This is a genomic window from Clostridium sp. CCUG 7971 (assembly GCF_017590215.1).
Lineage (GTDB): Bacteria > Bacillota > Clostridia > Peptostreptococcales > Peptostreptococcaceae > Faecalimicrobium.
In genome coordinates, this window is sequence record NZ_JAFFPK010000057.1 from 1 (window position 1) to 22,408 (window position 22,408).

A 22,408-nucleotide genomic window follows, 5' to 3' on the forward strand; every position below is an offset into this window, starting at 1 on the left:
TCTGGAATAAACGTAACTGCATTATTAATATTCAGTTTAAAGAAATGGAAAGAATACAAGTTAGAAGATTTATTCGAAGATAAGAAAATATCTTAATATATAGAGAGCATCTTTTAATAGATGCTCTCAAATCAATTAGAGGACTAAGGAGACAGTATTATGCAAAAGACTATTTATTTTAATGGTAAAGTTGTTACAGTAGATAGTAACAACACAATAGCAGAAGCGGTTTTAGTTGAAAATGGAAAAATTTCTAAAGTTGGAAATAATGAAGAAATATTATCTTTAAAAGATGAAAATGTTAATTTAGTTGATCTTGAAGGAAAAACTATGTTACCAGGATTTATAGATCCTCATGGACATATAGTAGCTACAGCTCAAACTTTAATGATAGTTACTTTAGGAGATGTTACTTCAAGAGAAGAATTATTAGCTAAATTAAAAAAAGAGTTAGAAGAAAATCCTCCTCAAGGAGATAAATGGTTAATAGGATTTGGATATGATAATACGAGATTTGAAGATGGTCAACATCCTACAAAATTTGATTTAGATTCAGTAAGCAAAGATATACCTATAACTGTATCTCATGCATCTGGACATTTAGCGTCTGTTAACTCAAAAGCTTTAGAGTTATATGGATATGTAGGAGATGATTATATAGTACCAGAAGGTGGAGTTGTAAGAACTGTATCTCCTGATTCTAAAGAAGCAAATGGAGTTTTAGAAGAAAATGCTATCCTTGATAGTGAAAAGAAAAAAGTAGTAATATCACCAGGATTTGAAGATGTTTTAAGAGCTGTTGAGAGAGTTCAAAAAGTATATGCATCTTTAGGTGTAACAACTACTCAAGATGCTTCTGTTGAGTTAGCTAATGGATATACTCATATATTAGAAACTTGTGCTAATACTGGGAAATTAATAATAGATATAATGGGATTAGCAACTCAACCAGTAACAACTAAGCTTATGACAAATGAAGGTACTCCAAAGAGAGAGTATAAAAATCATTATAAATTAGCTGGAGGTAAGACTTGGCTAGATGGTTCGCCTCAAGGATTTACAGCTTGGTTAAGTGAACCTTATCATGTTGTACCTGAAGGGCAATCTGCTGATTATTGCGGATATGGAACTCAAACTGACGAAGTTGTAACTCAATACTTTGTTGATTGTATAAACTTAAATATACAAGTTCATGTTCACGTAAATGGAGATGAGGCATGTGCTCAATTCTTAAGATGCTATAAAAATGCTATGGAAATAACAGGACATGGTGCTGAATTAAGACCAGTTATGGTTCATTGCCAAGCATTAAGAAAAGATCAATTAGATGATGTTATAGCTGTTGGAGCTGTTCCAACATTCTTTAATGATCACGTAGCATTCTGGGGAGATTTACATCATGATCAAGTGTTTGGACCAGAAAGAGCTCAAAATATATCTCCAATAGGTTGGGCACTAGAAAAAGGTATAAAGTTTACGCTACACCAAGATCCACCGGTTAAAATGCCTAATCAAATATTTGCTATACACACTGCTGTAAACAGAATGACAGAAAGTGGTAGAGTATTAGGTGAACATCAAAGAATACCTGTTATAGAAGCCATAAAAGCTGTAACTATAAACGGAGCTTACCAATACTTTGAAGAAGATATAAAAGGAAGTATAGAGACTGGTAAATTAGCAGACTTAGTTATACTTGATAAAAATCCACTAGAAGTTGAAGCATCAGAAATAAAAAATATAAATGTTTTAGAAACTATAAAAGAAGGAAATTCAATTTTTAAAAAATAGTTTTTAATTGTTTTTTATTATAATTTAAGAGGAGTATAGGCTAAGTCTATACTCTTTTTTATTACCAATAAATTAACTTATATAAATACAAAGCGAAGTTTAAATAACTCAAAGGATACCATAAAATATAATTTGTTTTAAAATATCGTATTTTAGGGATGAAAGATAGCATTTAACATGATATAATACTCTATGGATTAGCTAAAAATAGGTTAAATACAAACAATATTTAAATCTGAATTAAAAAAAGATCGTATATATCAAAAATTAAATATAGAGTAGTATTTATTTAAAATAACTTAATAAAGGGGGCGCACTTTGGAAAATATACTATCATATTTAGAGCAATTTACAACAATAATATCTAATGTAGTTTGGCCTATATTTATTCCATTTTTATTATTAGTTGGAATTTATATTTGTTCTCAAGTAATATTGAACATAAGATCTCTTACAACTAAAAAAAGTTGTGTAAATTTAAAGTATATAGTTCCTCAGGCATCTGTAGCATTAGGAGCTATGATGGGAACAGGAACAATAATAGGTTTTATAGGCGCTTTAAGTAATTTAGCAATAAGTGGTCAAATGTATGTAGAAGCAGTTGCTATTTGGGCATTACTAGGGTCCTTTGTGCTAATACCAATATCATATTGTGAGACTTTAATAGCAAAAATTGTAGGAATGGAACCAAAAGAATATATTAAATCATTTGTATGCAAAGGTGCAGCAAATGTTTATATAGTAGCATTAATATTATTATATGTATTTGCAATAGGTGGAGTCCAATTTAGTGGAATTGAGGCTATTATGATAACGACATTAGATAAAGTGTTTAGTATTGAACTTAGTGAATTACAAAGATATTTATACATAGTTATACCATTAATAGGAATTATTACGATTATAGTACTAAAAAATAGACAAGATGTATTTATAAAATGTATGATAGGTATGATATTAGTAGCAGTTACTATATACTTTATATTCTTTGGATTATTTGCAGCAAAAACATCAAGTTATATTCCAGTATTTATAGAAAGAGTTATTATAGGATTTAAAAATCCTGTTTCTATGATATTAGGAATTCCCCTAGGATTAATATTTGGAATGCAAAGAGTTATACAAATTGCTGAACCTGGTTTAGGGACTTTAGCTTTAGCTTCAATGAAGTCAGATTCAAACCCAAGAGTAGCTGGAACAATTTCGTTAATTTTAACTACTACACTAGTAGTTGTTTCTATAGTAGTTACATCTTATATAGCATCTTATGGACTTGATAAAGGTATAATAACTTTTTCTGAAGTAGGGGTGTATAGATTAGTTTCATATTTTGAAACTGTTATTAGTGTGACTGGAAGTTTTGGATTTGCAATCTTATTTATATTTATAATATTATCAGGAATGACTACTTTACTGGGAGCGTATATTCTTTTAAATAATTTAATAGAAAAAGAAACTGTAAAGAAAAATACTTTATATATAGCACTTTTAGTAGTATCAGGTGCTTTATCAGTATTTAAATTCGATATATTGTTTAATTTATTAAATATACTATTATTCATAGCAACATCAATAAATATAACTGCATTAGCAATGTTTACTGAATTTGAATGGAGTAAGTATAAAATAAAAAACTATATATATAATGAAAGAGTATCTTAAATAATAAAAAAGCATGAATTTATATCCATGCTTTTTTTATTATTTTATTCCTTAAAATACTATTTAAATAAATTATAGAATATGACAAATTAAATCATATTTTGTGGTATAATTACAATTTAGAGGCTCAAAATAGAGACTATAGTTTCGTTTGGATTTAATTAGGATATAATAAATTTAATGATATAAAAAGCAGGTGATAAAATGGAAAATAAATTTTTACCGATATGCAAGCAAGATATGCTAGATAGAGGATGGAATGAGCTAGATTTTATAATAGTTACGGGTGATGCTTATGTTGACCATCACAGTTTCGGAACAGCCATAATATCAAGAGTACTAGAAAATGCAGGGTATAAGGTTGGTATAATAGCACAACCTGACTGGAAAAGTACAGATGACTTTATGAAATTAGGAAGACCAAGATTAGGATTCTTAGTAAATGGCGGAAACATGGACTCTATGGTTAACCACTATTCAGTTAGTAAAAAGCATAGAGATAAGGATATGTATTCTCCAGGAGCTAAAATGGGTCTTAGACCGGATAGAGCTACAATAGTATATTGTAATAAAATAAGAGAAGCATATAAAAATATATCAATAGTAATCGGTGGATTAGAAGCTAGTTTAAGAAGATTTGCTCATTATGATTATTGGAGTGATAAAGTAAGAAAGTCAATGCTTATAGATAGTGGAGCGGATTTATTAGTTTACGGAATGAGTGAAAAGCAAATAGTTGAAGTAGCAGATGCGCTTAATGATGGATTTGATCCTAAATATATAAGACATATAAATGGAACGTGTTATATAGCGGATACTTTAGATGAAATATATGATGATTATATACTTATACCATCATATAAAGAAGTTTGTGATGATAAAATAAAGTATGTTGAAGCTTTTAAGGTTCAATATGATGAGCAAGATCCATACAGAGGTAAAGCTATAGTACAGAAGCATGGAGACAAATATTTGGTACAAAATAAACCAGAAAGACCTTTAAATAGAGAAGAACTAGATGCAGTATATGCACTTCCTTATCAAAAGACATATCATCCTATATACAAAAAGGACGGAGGAATACCGGCTATTGAAGAAGTTAAGTTTGGTATAGTGAGTTCTAGAGGATGCTTTGGAAGTTGTGCTTTCTGCGCTATAACTTTCCATCAAGGTAGAGCTGTTCAAAGTAGAAGTCAAGAATCTATAGTAGATGAAGCGAAATGGATAACTACACTTCCAGATTTTAAAGGTTATATACATGACGTAGGCGGACCTACTGCTAACTTTAGAAAAGAAGCATGTAAAAAACAAATAACAAAAGGTGCTTGTAAGCATAAACAATGTTTACACCCAGAGCCATGTAAAAACTTAACAGTAGACCATAGTGAGTATTTACAGTTATTAAGAAGACTAAGAAAACTTCCTAACATAAAAAAAGTATTTGTCCGTTCAGGAATAAGATATGATTATGTTATGGCAGATAAAGATAATAAATTTCTTAGAGAATTAATAGAGCATCATGTTAGTGGACAACTTAAAGTTGCACCAGAACACGTTGCAGAAGAAGTTCTACATCATATGCAAAAGCCAGCAGGAAATACTTATGATAAGTTTAGACAAAAGTTTTTTGCTATAAATGAACAATTAGGTAAAAAACAATATTTAATACCATATTTAATGTCATCTCATCCTGGTTCTACATTAAATAGTGCAATTGAATTAGCTGAGTATTTAAGAGATACTCAGTATCAACCAGAGCAAGTACAGGATTTCTATCCAACTCCAGGAACATTATCTACTACAATGTTCTATACAGGAATAGACCCACTTACTATGAAGCCTGTGTATGTTCCTAAGTCAAAACAAGAAAAAGCTATGCAAAGAGCATTACTTCAATATAGAGCTCCAAGAAACTATGATTTAGTTCACCAAGCTTTAGTAGAAGCTGGAAGAGAAGATTTAATAGGACTTGGACATAGATGTTTAATTAAGCCAAAAGATGCAAGAGGATATTCAAATAGAGGTTCAAATTCTAATAAAAAGAATAATAACTCTAAAAACTCAAATAATAAGGATTCAAGAGGAAGAAACTCTTCAAGAGAGAACGAATCGAATAATAGAAGTAAAAATGATAGAAATAATCAATCAGGAAAGAAGTTTTCTAAAAACTCTAAGCCTATAAAAAAGAAAAGAAGATAATATAAAAAGGATATGAGTTTATCTCATATCCTTTTTATATTTATAGTGTTTATTATAAAATATCAGAAAGAGTAAAAAAATGTCGATTTTAGTGTAACTAAGTTTTATATAAATCATATTATACATTGAGGACAAAAAATTGTCCTATATTAAAAGGAGATGTATATAATATGTATGATATGTATGAAGGTAGTAACTGTGGATGTTCCCCAAGACCAGATCATGATGATAAAAGGGAAAGAGCTTGCGACATTGAAAGTGAATGCTGTGACACCTTTGTTAAAGAACAATTTACTATAAGAGCAACTGCTTCATCTAATGAAATAACTGTTTACAAAGCAAATACAAATACTATTACACGTGCTACAATAAAAATTATAAATTTATCGCCAAATGTTAGTGTTACTGTTGGAACAAATGGTTTAGGTACTGTTGTAGGGCCTAATCAAGAAGCTGCAATTACAGTAAATGGAATAGATCATCTAACACTTCAAACTGGAGGAGGTACAGCAAGAGTATTACTTTGCTTTGATTTACAAGTTGCTGATCTTGACTAAGAGTATCACTTAGACAGAATCAATTATTAATGTAAATTTAGATTTTTAAAAATATAGTATTTAACTTATACTAGGCAGAGATTTTTTCTCTGCCTTTTTATTTATCTAAATAAAAGTTAAGGATACATAAAAGAATATCGCTAATAATAAAGGTAGAAGAATGGCTAAAAAATCGACCTATATTGACATTTTTTTTAGTAAAGTTTATACTAAAATTTGTGTTTAATTTAAATAAACATAAATGTATACATCTAAAATAGAGAGGTATAAGTATGAATAAAAGTAAATTTTCAATAAAAACTATAGTTGCTATAGGAATTGGAGCTGCAGTATTTATGATATTAGGTAGATTTGGATCGATACCAACTGGTATACCAAATACTAATATAGAAACGGCGTACGCATATCTTGCATTAATGGCTATATTATATGGACCAGTAGCGGGATTTTTAATTGGACTTATAGGGCATGGATTAAAGGATTTAGTGTTTTACGGAATGCCGTGGTTTAGCTGGGTTATATCATCAGCAATAGTTGGTTTGATAATAGGATTAGTATGGAAGAAATTAAAGGTTAATGATGGAATTTTTGGCACTAAACAAATAATATTATTTAATATAACACAAGTTATAGCAAATGTAATTGCATGGTTTTTAGTGGCACCTACATTAGATATACAGATATATGCAGAGCCAGCTGATAAAGTTTATATTCAAGGTATGATAGGTGGTATATCTAATATGTTAACTATAGGTATACTAGGTACTTTAATATTATTAACTTATTCTAAGACTAAAATAAAGAGTGGAAGTTTAAGAGTAGAAGATTAAAATTTAATAAGGAGACTTTAGATGAAAAGGAAGATAATAGAGTTTAAAGATTTTAACTTTAAATATAGAGTACAATCAGAGCCAACGCTTAAAAATATAAATTTAACTATATATGAAGGTGAAAAAGTTCTTATAGTGGGTCCATCAGGATCTGGAAAAAGTACATTAGCTCATTGTCTTAATGGATTAGTTCCATTTTATTATGATGGAAAAATGACAGGGCAATTAAAAATAAACAATGCAAATATAAAATCTAAAAATATATTTGATTTATCTAAAATTGTAGGGACGGTACTACAAGACCCAGATAGTCAATTTATAGGACTTACAGTAGGTGAGGATATAGCTTTTAAGTTAGAAAATTACTGTGTAGAACAAGAGAAAATGATAAAAAAAGTAGAAAAATCAGCAAAGTTAGTTGATATATATAAAGAAATAGATGAATCTCCATATAGATTATCAGGTGGTCAAAAACAAAGAGTTACTTTGGCTGGAGTTACAGTAGATGAAGTTAAAGTATTGTTATTCGATGAACCACTAGCAAGTTTAGATCCAGCAACAGGTAAAAGTGCTATAGAATTAATAGATAGCATACAAAAAAATGGAGATAAGACAATTGTTATAATAGAACATAGATTAGAAGATGTTCTTCATTGTGATGTAGATAGAATTGTAGTAATGGATAAAGGTGAAATCGTAGTGGATACTACTCCTAATGAGCTTCTTTCAAGTAATACTTTATCAGAAATTGGAGTTAGAGAACCTTTATATATAACAGCACTTAAATATGCAAATTGTGATATAAATCCAAAGTTAAATCCTTCAAATATTAAAACTTTAGATTGTAGCGCTTGTAAGGATAAAGTTAATACTTGGTATGAAAGTGCAAATAAAGCTATACAAAAGCCTAAAACTAATACAATTTTAGAGTTTGATAAAGTAAGTTTTTCATATGGAAATGAAAAGCAAGTTTTAAAAGATCTTTCTTTTAAAATAGATAAAGGAGATATGGTGAGTATAGTTGGAAGAAATGGTGCAGGAAAATCAACTATATCAAAATTAATATGTGGTTTTTATAAACCTACATCAGGAAGAATAATATTTGATACTAAAGATATAATAGATGAATCTATAAAAGAACGTTCAGAAAAGATAGGATTTGTAATGCAAAATCCAAATCAAATGATATCTAAAACAATGGTATTTGATGAAGTTGCTTTTGGGCTAAAAATAAAAGGTATTAAAGAAGATGAAATTAAAGAAAGAGTATATGAAACACTTAAAATATGTGGATTATATGGATATAGGAATTGGCCAATTTCAGCACTTAGTTACGGTCAAAAGAAAAGAGTCACAATAGCATCAATACTTGTATTAAATCCAGAAGTTATAATTTTAGATGAACCTACAGCGGGCCAAGATTTTAAACATTATACAGAAATAATGGAATTTTTAGTTGAACTAAATAAAAAAGGAGTTACAGTTATAATGGTAACTCATGATATGCATCTTATGTTAGAGTACACTAATAGTGTAATTGTATTGTCAGAAGGGAAAAAGTTAGTTGATGATAATGCTATTAATATATTAACTAATAAAGATATAGTAAAAAAAGCAAACTTAAAAGAAACATCACTACATGAACTTGCTATAAAGTGCGGTATAGAAGATTCAGTAGAATTTGTAAATAGATTTATAGAATATGATAGGAGGGTTAGAAAGCTATGAATACAGAAATGTTGTCATATATAAAGAAAGACTCACCTATTCATAAGTTAACAGGAGCTACTAAATTAATATGTTTTTTAGTTTGGACAATAGCTGCTATGATAACGTATGATACAAGAGTTTTATTAGGAATTTTTATAATAGGATTAATTGCATTTAAGGTATCTAAGATAGAATTTAAAGATATATCTTTTGTACTTTATTTTATATTATTTTTTTTAGTTTTAAATGCAATTATGATATTTATATTTGCTCCATATCAAGGAGTAGAAATATATGGAACTAGACATGATATATTTAATATACTAGGTCCATATACATTAACAAAAGAGCAATTATTTTATGAATTTAATGTAATACTTAAGTATTTTTCTACAATTCCAATAGCTCTTTTATTTATACTTACTACAGAACCTAGTGAGTTTGCAGCATCTTTAAATAAAATAGGCATAAATTATAAAGCGGCGTATACTGTATCAATTGCTTTAAGATACATACCAGATGTACAAAGAGATTATAAAGATATATCATTTGCGCAACAAGCGAGAGGAATAGATTTATCTAGAAATGAGAAATTAATAAAAAGAATAAAAAATTCATCGGCTATACTAATACCTTTAATATTTTCAAGTTTAGAAAGAATAGATAAAATAAGTTTAGCTATGGAACTAAGAGCATTTGGAAATGGAAAAAAACGTACATGGTATAGTATGAGAAAATTTAAAAAAGAAGATTATATTGCGATAATATTTTTAATAATTATATTAATTATATCTGTAGCTATGGTTAAGTTAAATGGATCAAGATTTTATAATCCATATATATAGTAAAAAAGAACTTATATGTAAATTACATATAAGTTCTTTTTTACTATATATAAAAGAAGGAATATTTATAAAACTAGAAGAAGTTATTAGTTTAAAATAGTTTTTAGGGGGTAAACGAAAATGAAAAAAGGAATAAGTATTTTACTATCAGTAGCTATTAGTTCTATATTATTAGTAGGGTGTAGCCAAACATCTAAAGAAATAACTAAATCAGAGGGTAAAGTAGATAGTAAGGAAGTAAAAATATCTGCCCCTGATGGATTACCGTCAATAACGCTAGCTAAATTAATGAATGAAGATATTAAAATAAAAGAAGGATATGATATAAAATATACAATAGAAAAAACTCCAGAAGCACTATCTACATCAGTTATGAAAGAAGATGTTGATATAGCCATAGTACCATCAAATATGGCAGCTATAGCCTATAATAAAACATCTAACTATCAAATAACTGGAACTGTAGGTATGGGATCATTTTATTTAGTATCTACAGAAGATATAAAAGCGCTAAAAGATTTAGAAGGGTATGAAGTTGGAAATACTGGTAAAGGCCTAACACCAGATATAACTGCTCAAGCTATTTTAAAGGATAGAGGTGTTGATTTAGGGAAAATAAATTTTAGTTATGTTAATTCAGTAAATGAGTTAGTCCCACTTTTAGCAACAAATAAACTTAGTACAGCATTTGTTCCTGAACCAGCATTAACAGGGCTATTAAATACAAATAAAAAAGTGAAAATAATAAAAAGCTTAAATGATGAATGGAAAGAAATTAATAACTCACAAGAGGGATATCCACAGTCTACAATAATAGTAAAATCTGATTTTGCTAAAGAAAATAAAGAGTTTGTAGATTCATTTATAAATCAAATATCAGATAGTGTGAAATGGGCTAATACAAACTCTGATAGAGTAGGAGAATATGCTAAAGAAATAGGCGTATCTATTGAATCGAGTATTATAGGGCGAGCCATGGAAAGATCTAATTTAAAATTTGTTCCTATTAAAGATATGATTGATGATTATAATTATTATTATAAAAAACTATTTGATTTTGATACTAACTCTGTAGGAGGAAAATTACCAGATGAAGGTATATACTTCATTTCTAAATAATTCTAATAGGAAAGATAAAATGGAGATTGTACTTTCATGTATTCTCCTATTGTTTTTATGGCAAATTATAGCTATATTAATAAATAATGAAATATACCTGCCTACTATAAATCAAACATTAAATAGTATGAAAGAAATAATTTTAGAGCCAAGATTTTATTTGGATATGGCTTATTCTATAGGGAGAAGTTTGTATAGTTTTTTACTTGCATTAGTTTTAGCTATGGTTATAGGAATATTATCATATAGTAATAAAATTATTAGAAATATTATTAAGCCTATAAGTAAAATATTAGAGTCTATTCCTACTATGATACTAGTTTTACTTGTATTAATATGGTTTAACAAAGATAAAGCACCGTTAATAGTTGGATTTTCAATAGTTATGCCAATATTATATAATGCTGTATTAGGATCAATGTTAAATATAGATAAAAAATTAATTGAAATGAGTGAAATATATAAAATAAATATAAATGATAAAATATTAAAGTTATATTTACCATCCATAAAATATAACTTAATACCTATTTTAATATCAACATTTTCATTAGCTCTAAAAGTAGTTATAGCAGGTGAGGTATATGGGCAACCAACTTATGGAATTGGAACTATGATACAAGTTGAAAAGATTAATTTTAATACATCAGGAATTTTTGCATGGATTGTAATAATACTAATAATCTCTGTAATCTTAGATATAATTCAAAAAGTATTATTAAGGAGAACTTTTATATGGAAGAGATGATAATTGAAATTAATAATATAAATAAAATATACAATGAAAATGAGATATTCAAAGATTTTAGTATAAAATTTTATAAAAATAAAGTAAACTGTATTCTTGGAAAATCAGGATGTGGCAAAAGTACACTTTTAAATATTTTAAGTGGAATTATTAAAAGTGATTGTAGAGAATTTGATACTTTAGAAAAGTTTGGAATAAGCTATATATTTCAAGAAGATAGATTAATTGATTGGTTAACAGTTGAAGAAAATATTAGATTAATAGCTAAAAACTATTACAAAAAGAATGAATTAGATAAAGAAGTACATAAATACTTAAGCTTAGTAGGAATTTCTGATTATAAAAATTATTATCCTCAAATGCTTAGTGGAGGAATGAGACAGAGAGTTAATATTGCAAGGGGATTAATTTGTCCTTCTAATATTATTATAATGGATGAGCCATTTAAATCTATTGATATATTAAATAAAAAAGTTATAATAGATAATTTCAATGATATACTAAAAATAGAAAAGAGAACCGTAATATTTGTAACTCATGATATTGATGAAGCTTTATATTTGGGTGATAAAATAATTATATTAGGAAATAGACCTATTGAAATAAAGGCTATATTAGATAATTCTAAGAAACTTAATAAAGAAGATATCAGTATACATATAAATTAAAGATTTAAGACTATGTATTGTTTAGGTTATAATATACAATAATTATTGTAGGGTAATATTTTATTATAAGGAGGCAGAAATTATGATAAAAGAAAGAATTAATAAATTAAGATATATAATGAAAGAAAAAAATATTTTTGCTTACATAATACCATCTTCAGATTATCATCAAAGTGAGTATGTAGGAGATTATTTTAAAAGTAGAGAATTCATATCAGGATTTACAGGGTCTGCAGGTACTGTTGTAGTAACTCAAGATGAAGCGGGTTTATGGACTGACGGAAGATATTTTATACAAGCTGAAAATCAATTAAAAGATACTAGTATAGAATTATTTAAGATGGGAGAAGAGGGAGTACCTACTATAGAAGAATATTTAGTAGATAAAATGCCAAATGATTCTAAATTAGGATTTGATGGTAAAGTAATATGCACTAAAGAAGGTGAAAAACTATCTAAGAAGCTAGAATTTAAAAACGTATCAATAGAATACTCTTATGATTTAATAGATAACTTATGGGAAGATAGATATGATTTACCTAATAAACCAGCTTTCTTACTAGGAATTGAATATAGTGGTGCAAGCTTTAGTGAAAAATTATCTAGAGTAAGAGAAGTTATGAAAGAAAAAAATGTAACAACTCATATAATTACTACATTAGACGATATAGCTTGGTTATTTAATATAAGAGGAGGAGATGTAAAATCAAATCCTGTGGTACTTTCATATGCAGTTATAGGTCTAAACGATATTTACTTATTTGTTGATGAAAATAAACTTAATAGTGAAATAAAAACAGAGTTAGATAAAGAAAATGTAGTTATAAAGCCTTATGATTCAATTTATGAATTTGTAAAAGAATTAAATGAAAATGAAGTTGTTTTACTTGACCCAAATAAGGTAAACTATGCAATTTATAATAATATTTCTAAAAATATACAAAAGATAGAGGGAACTAATCCTACTATAATGTTTAAGGCTATAAAAAATAAAATAGAATTAGATAATATTAGAAATAGCCATATAAAAGATGGTGTAGCATTTACTAAATTTATGTATTGGTTAAAAAATAACGTAGGAAAAATAGATATAAGTGAAATAAGTGCTACTAAAAAATTAGAGGATTTTAGAAGACAACAAGATAAATTTATAGAACCCAGCTTTGATACTATTGCAGCATATAAAGAACATGCAGCTATGATGCATTATAGCGCCAATGAAGATAGTAACTATAAGCTAGAGCCAAAAGACTTATTCTTAGTAGATTCTGGTGGTCAATACTTTGATGGAACAACAGATATAACAAGAACCATAGCACTAGGAGAAATATCAAAAGAAATAAAAACTCATTTCACAAGTGTAGTTAGAGGTATGATAAGATTATCAAAAGCTAAGTTTTTATATGGATGCAGAGGATATAACTTAGATATGCTTGCAAGAGGTCCGCTTTGGGATTTAGGAATAGATTACAAATGTGGAACAGGTCATGGAATAGGATTTGTTTTAAATGTACATGAGGCTCCGAATGGATTTAGATGGAAAGTAGTTTCAGATAGAGATGATAGCTGCATACTTGAAGAAGGTATGGTTACTACAAATGAGCCTGGAGTTTATATAGAAGGTTCTCATGGTATAAGAATTGAAAATGAAATAGTAGTAAGAAAAGCTGAAAAAAATGAATATGGCCAATTTATGGACTTTGAAGTAGTTACATTTGCGCCGATAGATTTAGATGCTATAGATAAAGATATTATGTTAAAAGATGAAGTAAATTACTTAAATTCTTACCACAAACTTGTTTATGATAAGATAGGTCCATATTTAACTGAAGAAGAAAAAGACTGGTTAAAAGAATATACTAGAGAGATATAAATTAAAAAGATATTGATATTTAATCAATATCTTTTTAATTTGTAATTATAATAAAAATAATATGAAAAGAATAATTTAATAATTTGATATAATAAATAAAGGGATTTAAAAATTTAAAACTAAAGCTATATATTAGGAGGAGTTATGTCAAAAGTAAAAACTAATGCGATGAGAATATTAGACTCTAACAAAGTAAGCTATAATATGTTTTCTTATAATGTAAAAAAAGGAGAACATGTAGATGGAGTTGAAGTAGCTAAACAAATAGGAAAAGATGAAAAAGAAGTTTATAAAACTTTAGTAGCTCAAGGTAATAGCAAAACCATATACATATATGTAATACCGGTAAATGAAAGTTTAGACCTTAAAAAAGCAGCAAATGTAGCAAAAGAAAAAAAGATAGAAATGATACATGTAGCCGATATAAATAATATTACAGGATACATAAGAGGAGGATGTTCCCCTATAGGTATGAAAAAGAAATATAAAACTTTTGTAAATGAGACTGCATCTAATTTAGAACAAATTATAGTAAGTGCTGGTAAAATAGGATATCAAGTGCAATTAAATCCGTTAGATTTACAAAAAATAACTGAGTGTGAATTTATAGATATAATAAAATAAAAAAAGAGTTAGTTTTATAACTAACTCTTTTTTTATTTAAAAATTATACTATCAATATTAATTATAAAATTAAGTTTATGAGTGTGAGCTTTTTTACAACTTGTAGTAGACTAGAAAAAATGTTAAAGTATAAATATACGAATATTAAAATTGAATGCATAGGGGGATGTTCGAGTGAGAGTGATAAAATCTCATGAAATTACGGAAAAAGTAAAAGAAATTTGTATAGATGCAAACATAAATCTAGGAAATGATGTAGTAAATTCATTAAAATCAAACCTAGAAAAAGAAGAAAGTCAATTAGGAAAAAATATTTTAAATATAATAATAGATAATGCAAATATTGCAAAAGAAAAAAATACACCTATATGCCAAGACACAGGAATGGCTGTATTTTTTGTTAAATTAGGAAATGATGTAGTTGTAAAAGGAGATACAATTACAGATGCAATAAACGAAGGTGTAAGACAAGGATATATAGAAGGCTACTTAAGAAAATCAGTTGTAGACCCATTAAGTAGAATAAATACCAAAGATAATACTCCTGCAATAATACATTATGAAATTATTAAGGGAGATAAAATAATAATAGAGTTTGCACCAAAGGGATTTGGTAGTGAAAATATGAGTAAATTAAAAATGCTAAAACCATCAGACGGAATAGAAGGAATAAAAGAATTTGTAATAGATACAGTTTCAGAAGCTGGCCCCAATCCATGTCCTCCAATAGTTGTAGGAGTTGGAATAGGAGGGACAGTAGAAAAATGCGCTCAAATAGCTAAGAAATCTCTACTTAGAGAAGTAGGAATTCATAATGAAAATAAAGACATAGAGACATTAGAAAAAGAGTTATTAACTGAAATTAATAAATTAGGTATAGGACCACAAGGTGTAGGAGGAAATACTACTGCACTAGCTATTAACATAGAAACATATCCAACACATATAGCAGGCTTACCTGTTGTAGTTAATATAAATTGTCATGCTTCAAGACATAAAAAAATAATTATATAGGAGAGTCAATATGATAAGTTTAAGTATGCCTATAAAAGAAGATGAAATAAAAAAGCTAAATTGTGGAGATATAATAAGCTTAAGTGGAACTATATATACTGCTAGAGATGCAGCACATAAAAGACTAATAGACTGTATAAATAAAGATAAAGAGTTACCATTTAATATTAAAGACCAAGGAATATATTATGTTGGACCAACACCAAGTAAACCAGGGGAAGTAATAGGCTCTGCAGGACCAACAACATCTTATAGAATGGATGATTTAACAATTCCTCTTTTAGAAAAGGGACTAAAAGTAATGATAGGCAAGGGAAAAAGAAATAATGAAGTTATAGAAGGTATAAAAAAATACAATGCTATTTATCTTATTGCTATAGGTGGAGTTGGTGCATATATATCAAATTCTATAAAATCTTGCGAAGTAATAGCTTATGATGATTTAGATGCAGAAGCTATAAGAAAATTAGAAGTTGAAGACCTTCAACTAATTGTAGCTATAGATAGCAAAGGAAATAATATATATGAAAAAGGGAGAAAGATGTATGAAAAACAATAAAGATTATTCTCAATTAGCACTTAAGATGCATGAAGAAAATAAAGGTAAAATTAGTGTAGAAAGTAAAGTCAAAATAGAAACTAGAGATGATTTATCTACAGCGTATACTCCAGGTGTAGCTGAGCCTTGTAGAGAAATACATAAAGATATAGATAATGTATATAAATATACATCAAAAGGAAATACTGTTGCAGTAGTAAGTGATGGAAGTGCAGTGCTTGGACTTGGAGATATAGGAGCGCATGCATCTATTCCAGTTATGGAAGGAAAGGCAATATTATTTAAGGAATTTGCAGATGTTGATGCATTTCCAATATGTTTAAAAACTAATGATGTAGATGAAATAGTAAATACTGTAAAATTATTAGAACCTGTATTTGGAGGAGTAAATCTAGAAGATATAAGCTCTCCAAGATGTTTTGAAATAGAAAATATATTAAAAAAAGAATTAGATATACCAGTATTTCATGATGATCAACATGGTACAGCAATAGTTGTAGCAGCGGCTGTAATTAACTATGTTAAATTATCATCTAAAAAAATTGAAGATTTAGAAGTAGTAATAAACGGTCCAGGTGCTGCAGGGATTGCAATAGGAAAGATATTACTAAGTATGAATGTAAAGAACGTAATATTTTGCAATAAACAAGGTGCACTTGAAGAAAGTATGGATGACTTAAACTGGGCACAAAGAGAAATGCTAGATAAAACTAATATAAATAATGAAAAGGGATCTTTAAGAGAAGTAATAGAAGGGAAAGATATTTTCATTGGAGTTTCAGGGCCAAATATGCTAAATAAAGAAATGGTAGAAACTATGAATGATAAATCAATGGTATTGGCAATGGCAAACCCAATTCCTGAGATAATGCCAGATGAAGCTAAACTAGGAGGAGCATTAGTAGTTGGAACAGGACGTTCAGATTTTCCAAACCAAGTTAACAATGTATTAGCATTCCCTGGAATATTTAGAGGGGCATTAGATGTTAGAGCTAAAGAGATAAATGAAGAAATGAAAATAGCAGCAGCTTATGCTATTGCAAATACTATATCTGATGAAGAAATTTCAATAGATTATATTTTACCAGATGCATTTAATAAAAATGTAGCTAAAAATGTTTCAGATGCAGTTAAAAAAGCAGCTATTGATACTAAAGTAAATAAAATATAAATAAAATAAGGCTAGTAAATTTAATATAATTTTACTAGCCTTTAAATTTACATAAAATTATAATATACTTTTATTATTAGAATTTTATGCATTAAAGGATTAATGCTTATATTTGATATAAATATGTAGAAATTCGTAATATGAATTTTTGTAGAGATAAAATATAGAAAATAAAAATGAGAGAGGAATATAGTGAAATGAAGGAACCTATTTATAAAAATATTGAAAATTATGTAATGAACTTAATTGAAAGTGGTCAATTACAAGAAGGTGATTTAATACCTTCTGAAAAACAATTAACAGAAAAATTTAATGTAACTAGAATGACTGTAAGATCAGCTCTTAATAATTTAGTTAACGGTGGATACATAGCAAGAAGAAGAGGAATCGGTAGTATAGTACTAGGAAATAATATATATGACAATATATCTACGATAAGTGGATTTACAAGAGAGATGGAGAGTAAAGGATATAAAGTTTCTAATATAGTACTGGATCTTAATATTGTTCAAGCTGATGAAACACTTAAAGAAAAATTAAATTTAGAAGAAAATGATAATGTATGGGAAATTAAAAGAGTAAGAATTGCTGATGATGAAAGAGTTTCATATATGGTTACTTATATGCCTGTAAAGTTATTTCCAAATTTAAGCAAAGAACATTGTAATGGATCTTTATACAATTATGTAGAAGCAGATTGTGGATATAAAATAGCTATGTCTGAAAGAGAAGTAACTGCTGTTATGTCTGAATTAGAAATAGAAGAAGCTTTAGAATTAGATGGTCCTCAAGCTTTATTATATATAGCTCAGGTATGCAAATTACAAAACAGTGAAGCATTTGAATATTCTCATACATATCATCATGGATATACATTAACATTAAATGCAGTTCCAAAATAAATAGAAAATATTACTAATTTACTCTGCCTTTTCAAAAAATATTAAAAATTAAAAAAATACTTGAAATGTATATACATTTAAAATACAATTATATACAAAGGGGTAGGAAAATGTTATCTAATCCCTAAAACATAAAATAAGATGAGGGAAGGCAGGTATAGTAATGGAAAAGATAATGGCTTTTATGGAAAAATACTTAGTACCAGTAGCCGCAAAAATAGGATCACAAAGACATCTAGTAGCAGTAAGAGATGGATTTGTTACAATGATACCTATAACAATGGCTGGTGCATTTGCAACGCTTATTAACAACTTACCAATTCAAGCATACAAAAATATGATGGCTAGTATATTTGGTGAAGGATGGACTACACTAGGGGGAAATATATGGTGGGCATCAATTGCCACAATGGCATTATTCTTAGCAGTTTCAGTAGCATATTTCTTAGCAAAATCATATAACGAAAATGAATTACAAGCGGGACTTATATCTTTAAGTTCATTCTTATTATTAGCTCCTCAAGTAGCTAAAGTAGTGGATGAAGCTGGAGCAGTTGTAGCTGAAGGATGGGGATTTATTCCTAAGGGATATATATCAACTGATGCATTGTTTACAGCGATTATAGTAGCAATAATAGCAACTGAATTATATGTTAAACTATCAAAAGTATCATGGTTAACAATTAAAATGCCTGATAGTGTACCACCTGCAGTTTCAAGATCATTTGCTAAACTGTTACCAGGGGTATTAACATTATTCATAATGGGTATTATAGGAATCTTTATAAATAAATTATCAGGTGGATTGTATCTTAACGATTTATTATCAAAATATTTAGCGATGCCTTTAGCAGGTGTAGCTGATTCATTTATAGGAACAATAGTGGTAGCATTATTTGTTCACGTTCTTTGGATATTTGGTCTACATGGTGCAAATATAGCTTTACCAGTTGTTGAACCAATACTAATGCAATTAGGTGGACAAAACGAAGCTTTAGCAGCAGCTGGAGCAACTACAGGATACAATGTATTTGCAGGAGCATTCCTTGATGCATTCGTATACTTAGGAGGATCAGGCATGATACTTGGCCTAGTAATAGCATTATTAATAGCAGGTAGAAGACGTAAAGAAATGATAGCTTTAGGTGGGCCGCCATCATTATTCAATATAAGTGAGCCTATGATATTTGGTTTACCAATAGTATTAAACCCAATGTATGCGATACCATTTGTACTAGCTCCAGTTATATGTGCAGCACTTTCGTACTTTGCAATATCATCAGGAATAGTTCATCCAGTAATAATGTCTAAAATACCATGGGTTACACCACCAATATTTGGAGGATTAATGGCTACAGGGCACTGGACAGGTGGAGTTTTAGCAGCGGTTAACTTATTAATATCTATAGGTATTTATTTACCATTTGTTGCAGCAGAAGAAAGAATGACGAAGAGAAAGCTAGATAGACAAAGTGTAAACTAATAATCTATAGATAAGGTGGTAGACATTAATGAAAAAAAGACTAAAAATAGTAACTATAGGCGGTGGGTCTAGTTACACACCGGAACTTATAGAAGGATTTATAAAAAGATATGAAGAACTTCCATTAAGTGAAATTTGGTTAGTGGATATAAAAGAAGGAAAAGAAAAGCTTGATATAGTTGGAAATCTTGCAAAGAGAATGATAAAAAAAGCAGGATTAGATATAGATGTACATTTAACTTTAGACAGAAGAGAAGCTTTAAAGGGAGCTGACTTTGTAACAACTCAGTTAAGAGTTGGATTATTAGATGCTAGAATAAAGGATGAAAGTATTCCTTTATCTCATGGAATAATAGGTCAGGAAACTAATGGAGCTGGAGGTCTTTTCAAAGCTTTAAGAACTGTACCTGTAGTATTAGATATAATTAAAGATATTCAAGAGTTATGCCCAAATGCATGGCTTATAAACTTTACAAATCCAACTGGTATAATAACTGAAGCTGTATTTAGATACACTGATTTCAAAAACTATATAGGATTATGTAATGTACCTATAGGAATGAGAAATGGTATAGCAAAAGAATTTGAAGTAGATAATGAGAGAATTCATATGGATTTTGCTGGGCTTAATCATATGGTTTACGGTCTAAATGTATCTTTAGATGGAGTAGATGTAACAGGGGAAGCTATAGAAAAGTTTACAAATTCTAAAATATCTATGCAAAATATAAAAGCTATAGATTTTAACGCTGAATTTGTTAAAGCTTTAGGAGTAATACCTTGTCCTTACCATAGATACTACTATAAGTCTAAGGAAATGTTGGAAGAAGAACTTCATGAATTTTCTAAGGGGAAAGCTAGAGGTCAGGTAGTTAAAGAATTAGAAGAACAATTATTTGAATTATATAAAGATGAAAATTTAGATGTAAAACCTCCTCAGCTAGAAAAAAGAGGTGGAGCATACTATAGTGATGCAGCTTGCAACTTAATAAGTTCTATATATAATGACAAAGGTGATATACAAGTAGTTAATACTTTAAATAATGGAGCTATAAGAGACTTTAAAGACGATCAAAGTGTAGAAGTAAGTAGCATTATTACTAAAAATGGTCCAAAGCCTTTAGCAATAGGGTACTTACCTGAAGCGGTTCATGGATTAGTTAGTGAAATAAAATCATTTGAATTATTAGCAGCAAAAGCTGCTGTATATGGAGATTATAATACAGCACTTCTTGCACTTTCTATAAATCCATTAATACCATCTGATGATACTGCTAAGGTATTATTAGACGAAATGTTAGAAGCGCATAAAGAATATTTACCACAGTTTAATAGATAACATAAGGAGGAAATTTATAATGGATGAAAAAATAATTGAAATATCATTTAATATTATAGCTCATGCAGGAGATGCTAAAGGATTAGCTTTTGAAGCTATAAGGGAAGCTAAAGCTGGAAATATAGAAGCAGCTAGAGAAAATATAGCTAAGTCTAAAGAAGGTATGGTTGTAGCTCATAGATTCCAAACTGAATTAATACAAAATGAAGCAAGTGGGAATAAAACAGAGATGAGTGTTATATTAGTTCATGCACAAGACCATCTTATGAATGCTATGAATTTCCAACAATTAGCTGAAGAGTTCATAGATTTATATGAAAGAATAGAAAAGTAATATATAAAAGACTAGTCATTAGACTAGTCTTTTTTGAGCCACTGTGCTGGAGAATTATTTTGAGTCACGTGTGGACGAATTATTTTATAGAAGTTCCATTTTCATCTTGAGCTATTAATCCTTTTTTCATTAAAACACCAAGGGCACGCTTGAAGTTCTTTTTACTGCTATTAAACACAGTAGATATTTCTTCTGGTGTTGATTTATCGTTAAATTTCATATGACCATCAGCACCTTCTAAATAACTCATGATTGAGCTTTCTAAAGAATCTAGTTCATCTTTTCTATTGCTTCTTGGAGTAAGTCCTAATTTACCATCTTCATATACTTTTATAACGTTTAAGCTTAATTCATCACCTATTTTTAATTCAGTGAAGTATTCGTTATGAAGTATAACACCTGCATATTTGTTATCTACACAAATCATAGCAGAGTTATTAGTTTGGAATCCGTAAACTACACCAGTTACATTATCACCTATATTGTATTCGTGGTCTGTTGTAAGATGCTCATTTATATCAGTAGTAGCAGCTAATCTTTCTGACTTATCTAAGTATATGTAGAATGGATATCTACTGCCTTTTTCAAGTTCATAAGTCTTAGAACTGAAAGGTACTAATATGTCTTTTTGAAGACCTATATCTATGAAACTACCTATTTTAGTATGAGCAACTACTTTAAGATAAGCTACTTCATTTACTTTAGCTTTAGGCGCGATTAAAGTTGCAGAAGGTCTACCTTCAGAATCTTTATATATGAAAGCATTAACTTCTTGACCAACTTCAATTTTATTTTTACCTAATAATCTATTATGAAGTAATACATCATCTTTAGTATTTCCAGTTTTAGCGTCTAAAAAATATCCGAAGTCAGTTTTTCTTTTTACTTCAAGGGTATTAAAATCACCTATTTTTATCAATTTATATCATCTCCTTAGTTCTTATTATTACTTAGTTATAATTTAATATAATACCATATAT

Annotated in this window: 20 protein-coding genes; 19 read left to right on the forward strand and 1 reads right to left on the reverse strand. The window is 28.6% G+C overall.

The features are described 5' to 3' along the window. Positions 1 to 159 precede the first annotated feature (159 nt). The 19 genes from JWF52_RS08115 (at position 160) to JWF52_RS08205 (ending at position 21,428) form a co-directional block, all read left to right on the forward strand. Positions 160 to 1,791 carry an amidohydrolase gene (locus JWF52_RS08115; protein WP_208333080.1) on the forward strand — a complete coding sequence of 544 codons (1,632 nt, stop codon included), beginning with the start codon at positions 160 to 162 and terminating at the stop codon, positions 1,789 to 1,791. Between the two features lie 318 nt (positions 1,792 to 2,109). Beyond that, positions 2,110 to 3,453, forward strand: coding sequence for a hypothetical protein (locus JWF52_RS08120; RefSeq protein WP_208333081.1), 1,344 nt, complete (start codon positions 2,110 to 2,112; stop codon positions 3,451 to 3,453). 204 nt (positions 3,454 to 3,657) lie between these two features. Further along, on the forward strand, positions 3,658 to 5,652 hold the full coding sequence (locus JWF52_RS08125; RefSeq protein WP_208333082.1) for a YgiQ family radical SAM protein: 1,995 nt from the start codon (positions 3,658 to 3,660) through the stop codon (positions 5,650 to 5,652). Between the two features lie 170 nt (positions 5,653 to 5,822). After that, the gene (locus tag JWF52_RS08130) at positions 5,823 to 6,209 is read left to right on the forward strand and encodes an S-Ena type endospore appendage (RefSeq protein WP_208333083.1); all 387 of its coding nucleotides are present in this window, start codon (positions 5,823 to 5,825) and stop codon (positions 6,207 to 6,209) included. A gap of 272 nt (positions 6,210 to 6,481) precedes the next feature. Beyond that, positions 6,482 to 7,039, forward strand: coding sequence for an ECF-type riboflavin transporter substrate-binding protein (locus JWF52_RS08135; protein ID WP_208333084.1), 558 nt, complete (start codon positions 6,482 to 6,484; stop codon positions 7,037 to 7,039). A gap of 21 nt (positions 7,040 to 7,060) precedes the next feature. Next, a complete protein-coding gene (locus tag JWF52_RS08140) occupies positions 7,061 to 8,767 on the forward strand; it encodes an ABC transporter ATP-binding protein (RefSeq protein ID WP_208333085.1) in 1,707 nt (568 codons plus the stop codon). Continuing rightward, on the forward strand, positions 8,764 to 9,594 hold the full coding sequence (locus tag JWF52_RS08145) for an energy-coupling factor transporter transmembrane component T family protein (protein ID WP_208333086.1): 831 nt from the start codon (positions 8,764 to 8,766) through the stop codon (positions 9,592 to 9,594). Before JWF52_RS08140 ends, JWF52_RS08145 begins: the two co-directional genes overlap by 4 nt. A gap of 120 nt (positions 9,595 to 9,714) precedes the next feature. Continuing rightward, entirely contained in the window at positions 9,715 to 10,713 is a 999-nt protein-coding gene (locus JWF52_RS08150; RefSeq protein WP_208333087.1) for an ABC transporter substrate-binding protein, read from the forward strand. Beyond that, complete coding sequence (locus JWF52_RS08155; protein ID WP_208333088.1) at positions 10,685 to 11,461, forward strand: ABC transporter permease; 777 nt, start codon at positions 10,685 to 10,687, stop codon at positions 11,459 to 11,461. The genes JWF52_RS08150 and JWF52_RS08155 overlap by 29 nt, the downstream gene beginning before the upstream one ends. Beyond that, complete coding sequence (locus JWF52_RS08160) at positions 11,458 to 12,129, forward strand: ABC transporter ATP-binding protein (RefSeq protein ID WP_208333108.1); 672 nt, start codon at positions 11,458 to 11,460, stop codon at positions 12,127 to 12,129. Before JWF52_RS08155 ends, JWF52_RS08160 begins: the two co-directional genes overlap by 4 nt. Positions 12,130 to 12,208: 79 nt before the next feature. After that, a complete protein-coding gene (locus tag JWF52_RS08165; protein ID WP_208333109.1) occupies positions 12,209 to 14,002 on the forward strand; it encodes an aminopeptidase P family protein in 1,794 nt (597 codons plus the stop codon). Positions 14,003 to 14,146: 144 nt separating this feature from the next. Beyond that, complete coding sequence (gene ybaK / locus JWF52_RS08170; protein WP_208333089.1) at positions 14,147 to 14,626, forward strand: Cys-tRNA(Pro) deacylase; 480 nt, start codon at positions 14,147 to 14,149, stop codon at positions 14,624 to 14,626. A 174-nt stretch (positions 14,627 to 14,800) separates the two neighbouring features. Further along, positions 14,801 to 15,640, forward strand: a complete 840-nt coding sequence (locus tag JWF52_RS08175; protein WP_208333090.1) for a fumarate hydratase — start codon at positions 14,801 to 14,803, stop codon at positions 15,638 to 15,640. Positions 15,641 to 15,650: 10 nt separating this feature from the next. Next, complete coding sequence (locus JWF52_RS08180) at positions 15,651 to 16,199, forward strand: Fe-S-containing hydro-lyase (protein WP_208333091.1); 549 nt, start codon at positions 15,651 to 15,653, stop codon at positions 16,197 to 16,199. Continuing rightward, positions 16,186 to 17,370: an NAD(P)-dependent malic enzyme gene (locus JWF52_RS08185; RefSeq protein WP_208333092.1), complete on the forward strand. Its 1,185-nt coding sequence runs from the start codon at positions 16,186 to 16,188 to the stop codon at positions 17,368 to 17,370. Before JWF52_RS08180 ends, JWF52_RS08185 begins: the two co-directional genes overlap by 14 nt. 176 nt (positions 17,371 to 17,546) lie before the next feature. Next, positions 17,547 to 18,272, forward strand: coding sequence for a GntR family transcriptional regulator (locus JWF52_RS08190; RefSeq protein WP_286184063.1), 726 nt, complete (start codon positions 17,547 to 17,549; stop codon positions 18,270 to 18,272). Between the two features lie 163 nt (positions 18,273 to 18,435). Continuing rightward, on the forward strand, positions 18,436 to 19,755 hold the full coding sequence (locus tag JWF52_RS08195; protein ID WP_208333093.1) for a PTS sugar transporter subunit IIC: 1,320 nt from the start codon (positions 18,436 to 18,438) through the stop codon (positions 19,753 to 19,755). 28 nt (positions 19,756 to 19,783) lie between these two features. After that, complete coding sequence (locus tag JWF52_RS08200; RefSeq protein ID WP_208333094.1) at positions 19,784 to 21,094, forward strand: 6-phospho-beta-glucosidase; 1,311 nt, start codon at positions 19,784 to 19,786, stop codon at positions 21,092 to 21,094. A 19-nt stretch (positions 21,095 to 21,113) separates the two neighbouring features. Then, complete coding sequence (locus tag JWF52_RS08205) at positions 21,114 to 21,428, forward strand: PTS lactose/cellobiose transporter subunit IIA (RefSeq protein WP_208333095.1); 315 nt, start codon at positions 21,114 to 21,116, stop codon at positions 21,426 to 21,428. A gap of 79 nt (positions 21,429 to 21,507) precedes the next feature. Here JWF52_RS08205 and JWF52_RS08210 read toward each other — a convergent pair whose 3' ends face one another. After that, entirely contained in the window at positions 21,508 to 22,347 is an 840-nt protein-coding gene (locus tag JWF52_RS08210) for a CvfB family protein (RefSeq protein ID WP_208333096.1), read from the reverse strand. Positions 22,348 to 22,408 lie beyond the last annotated feature (61 nt).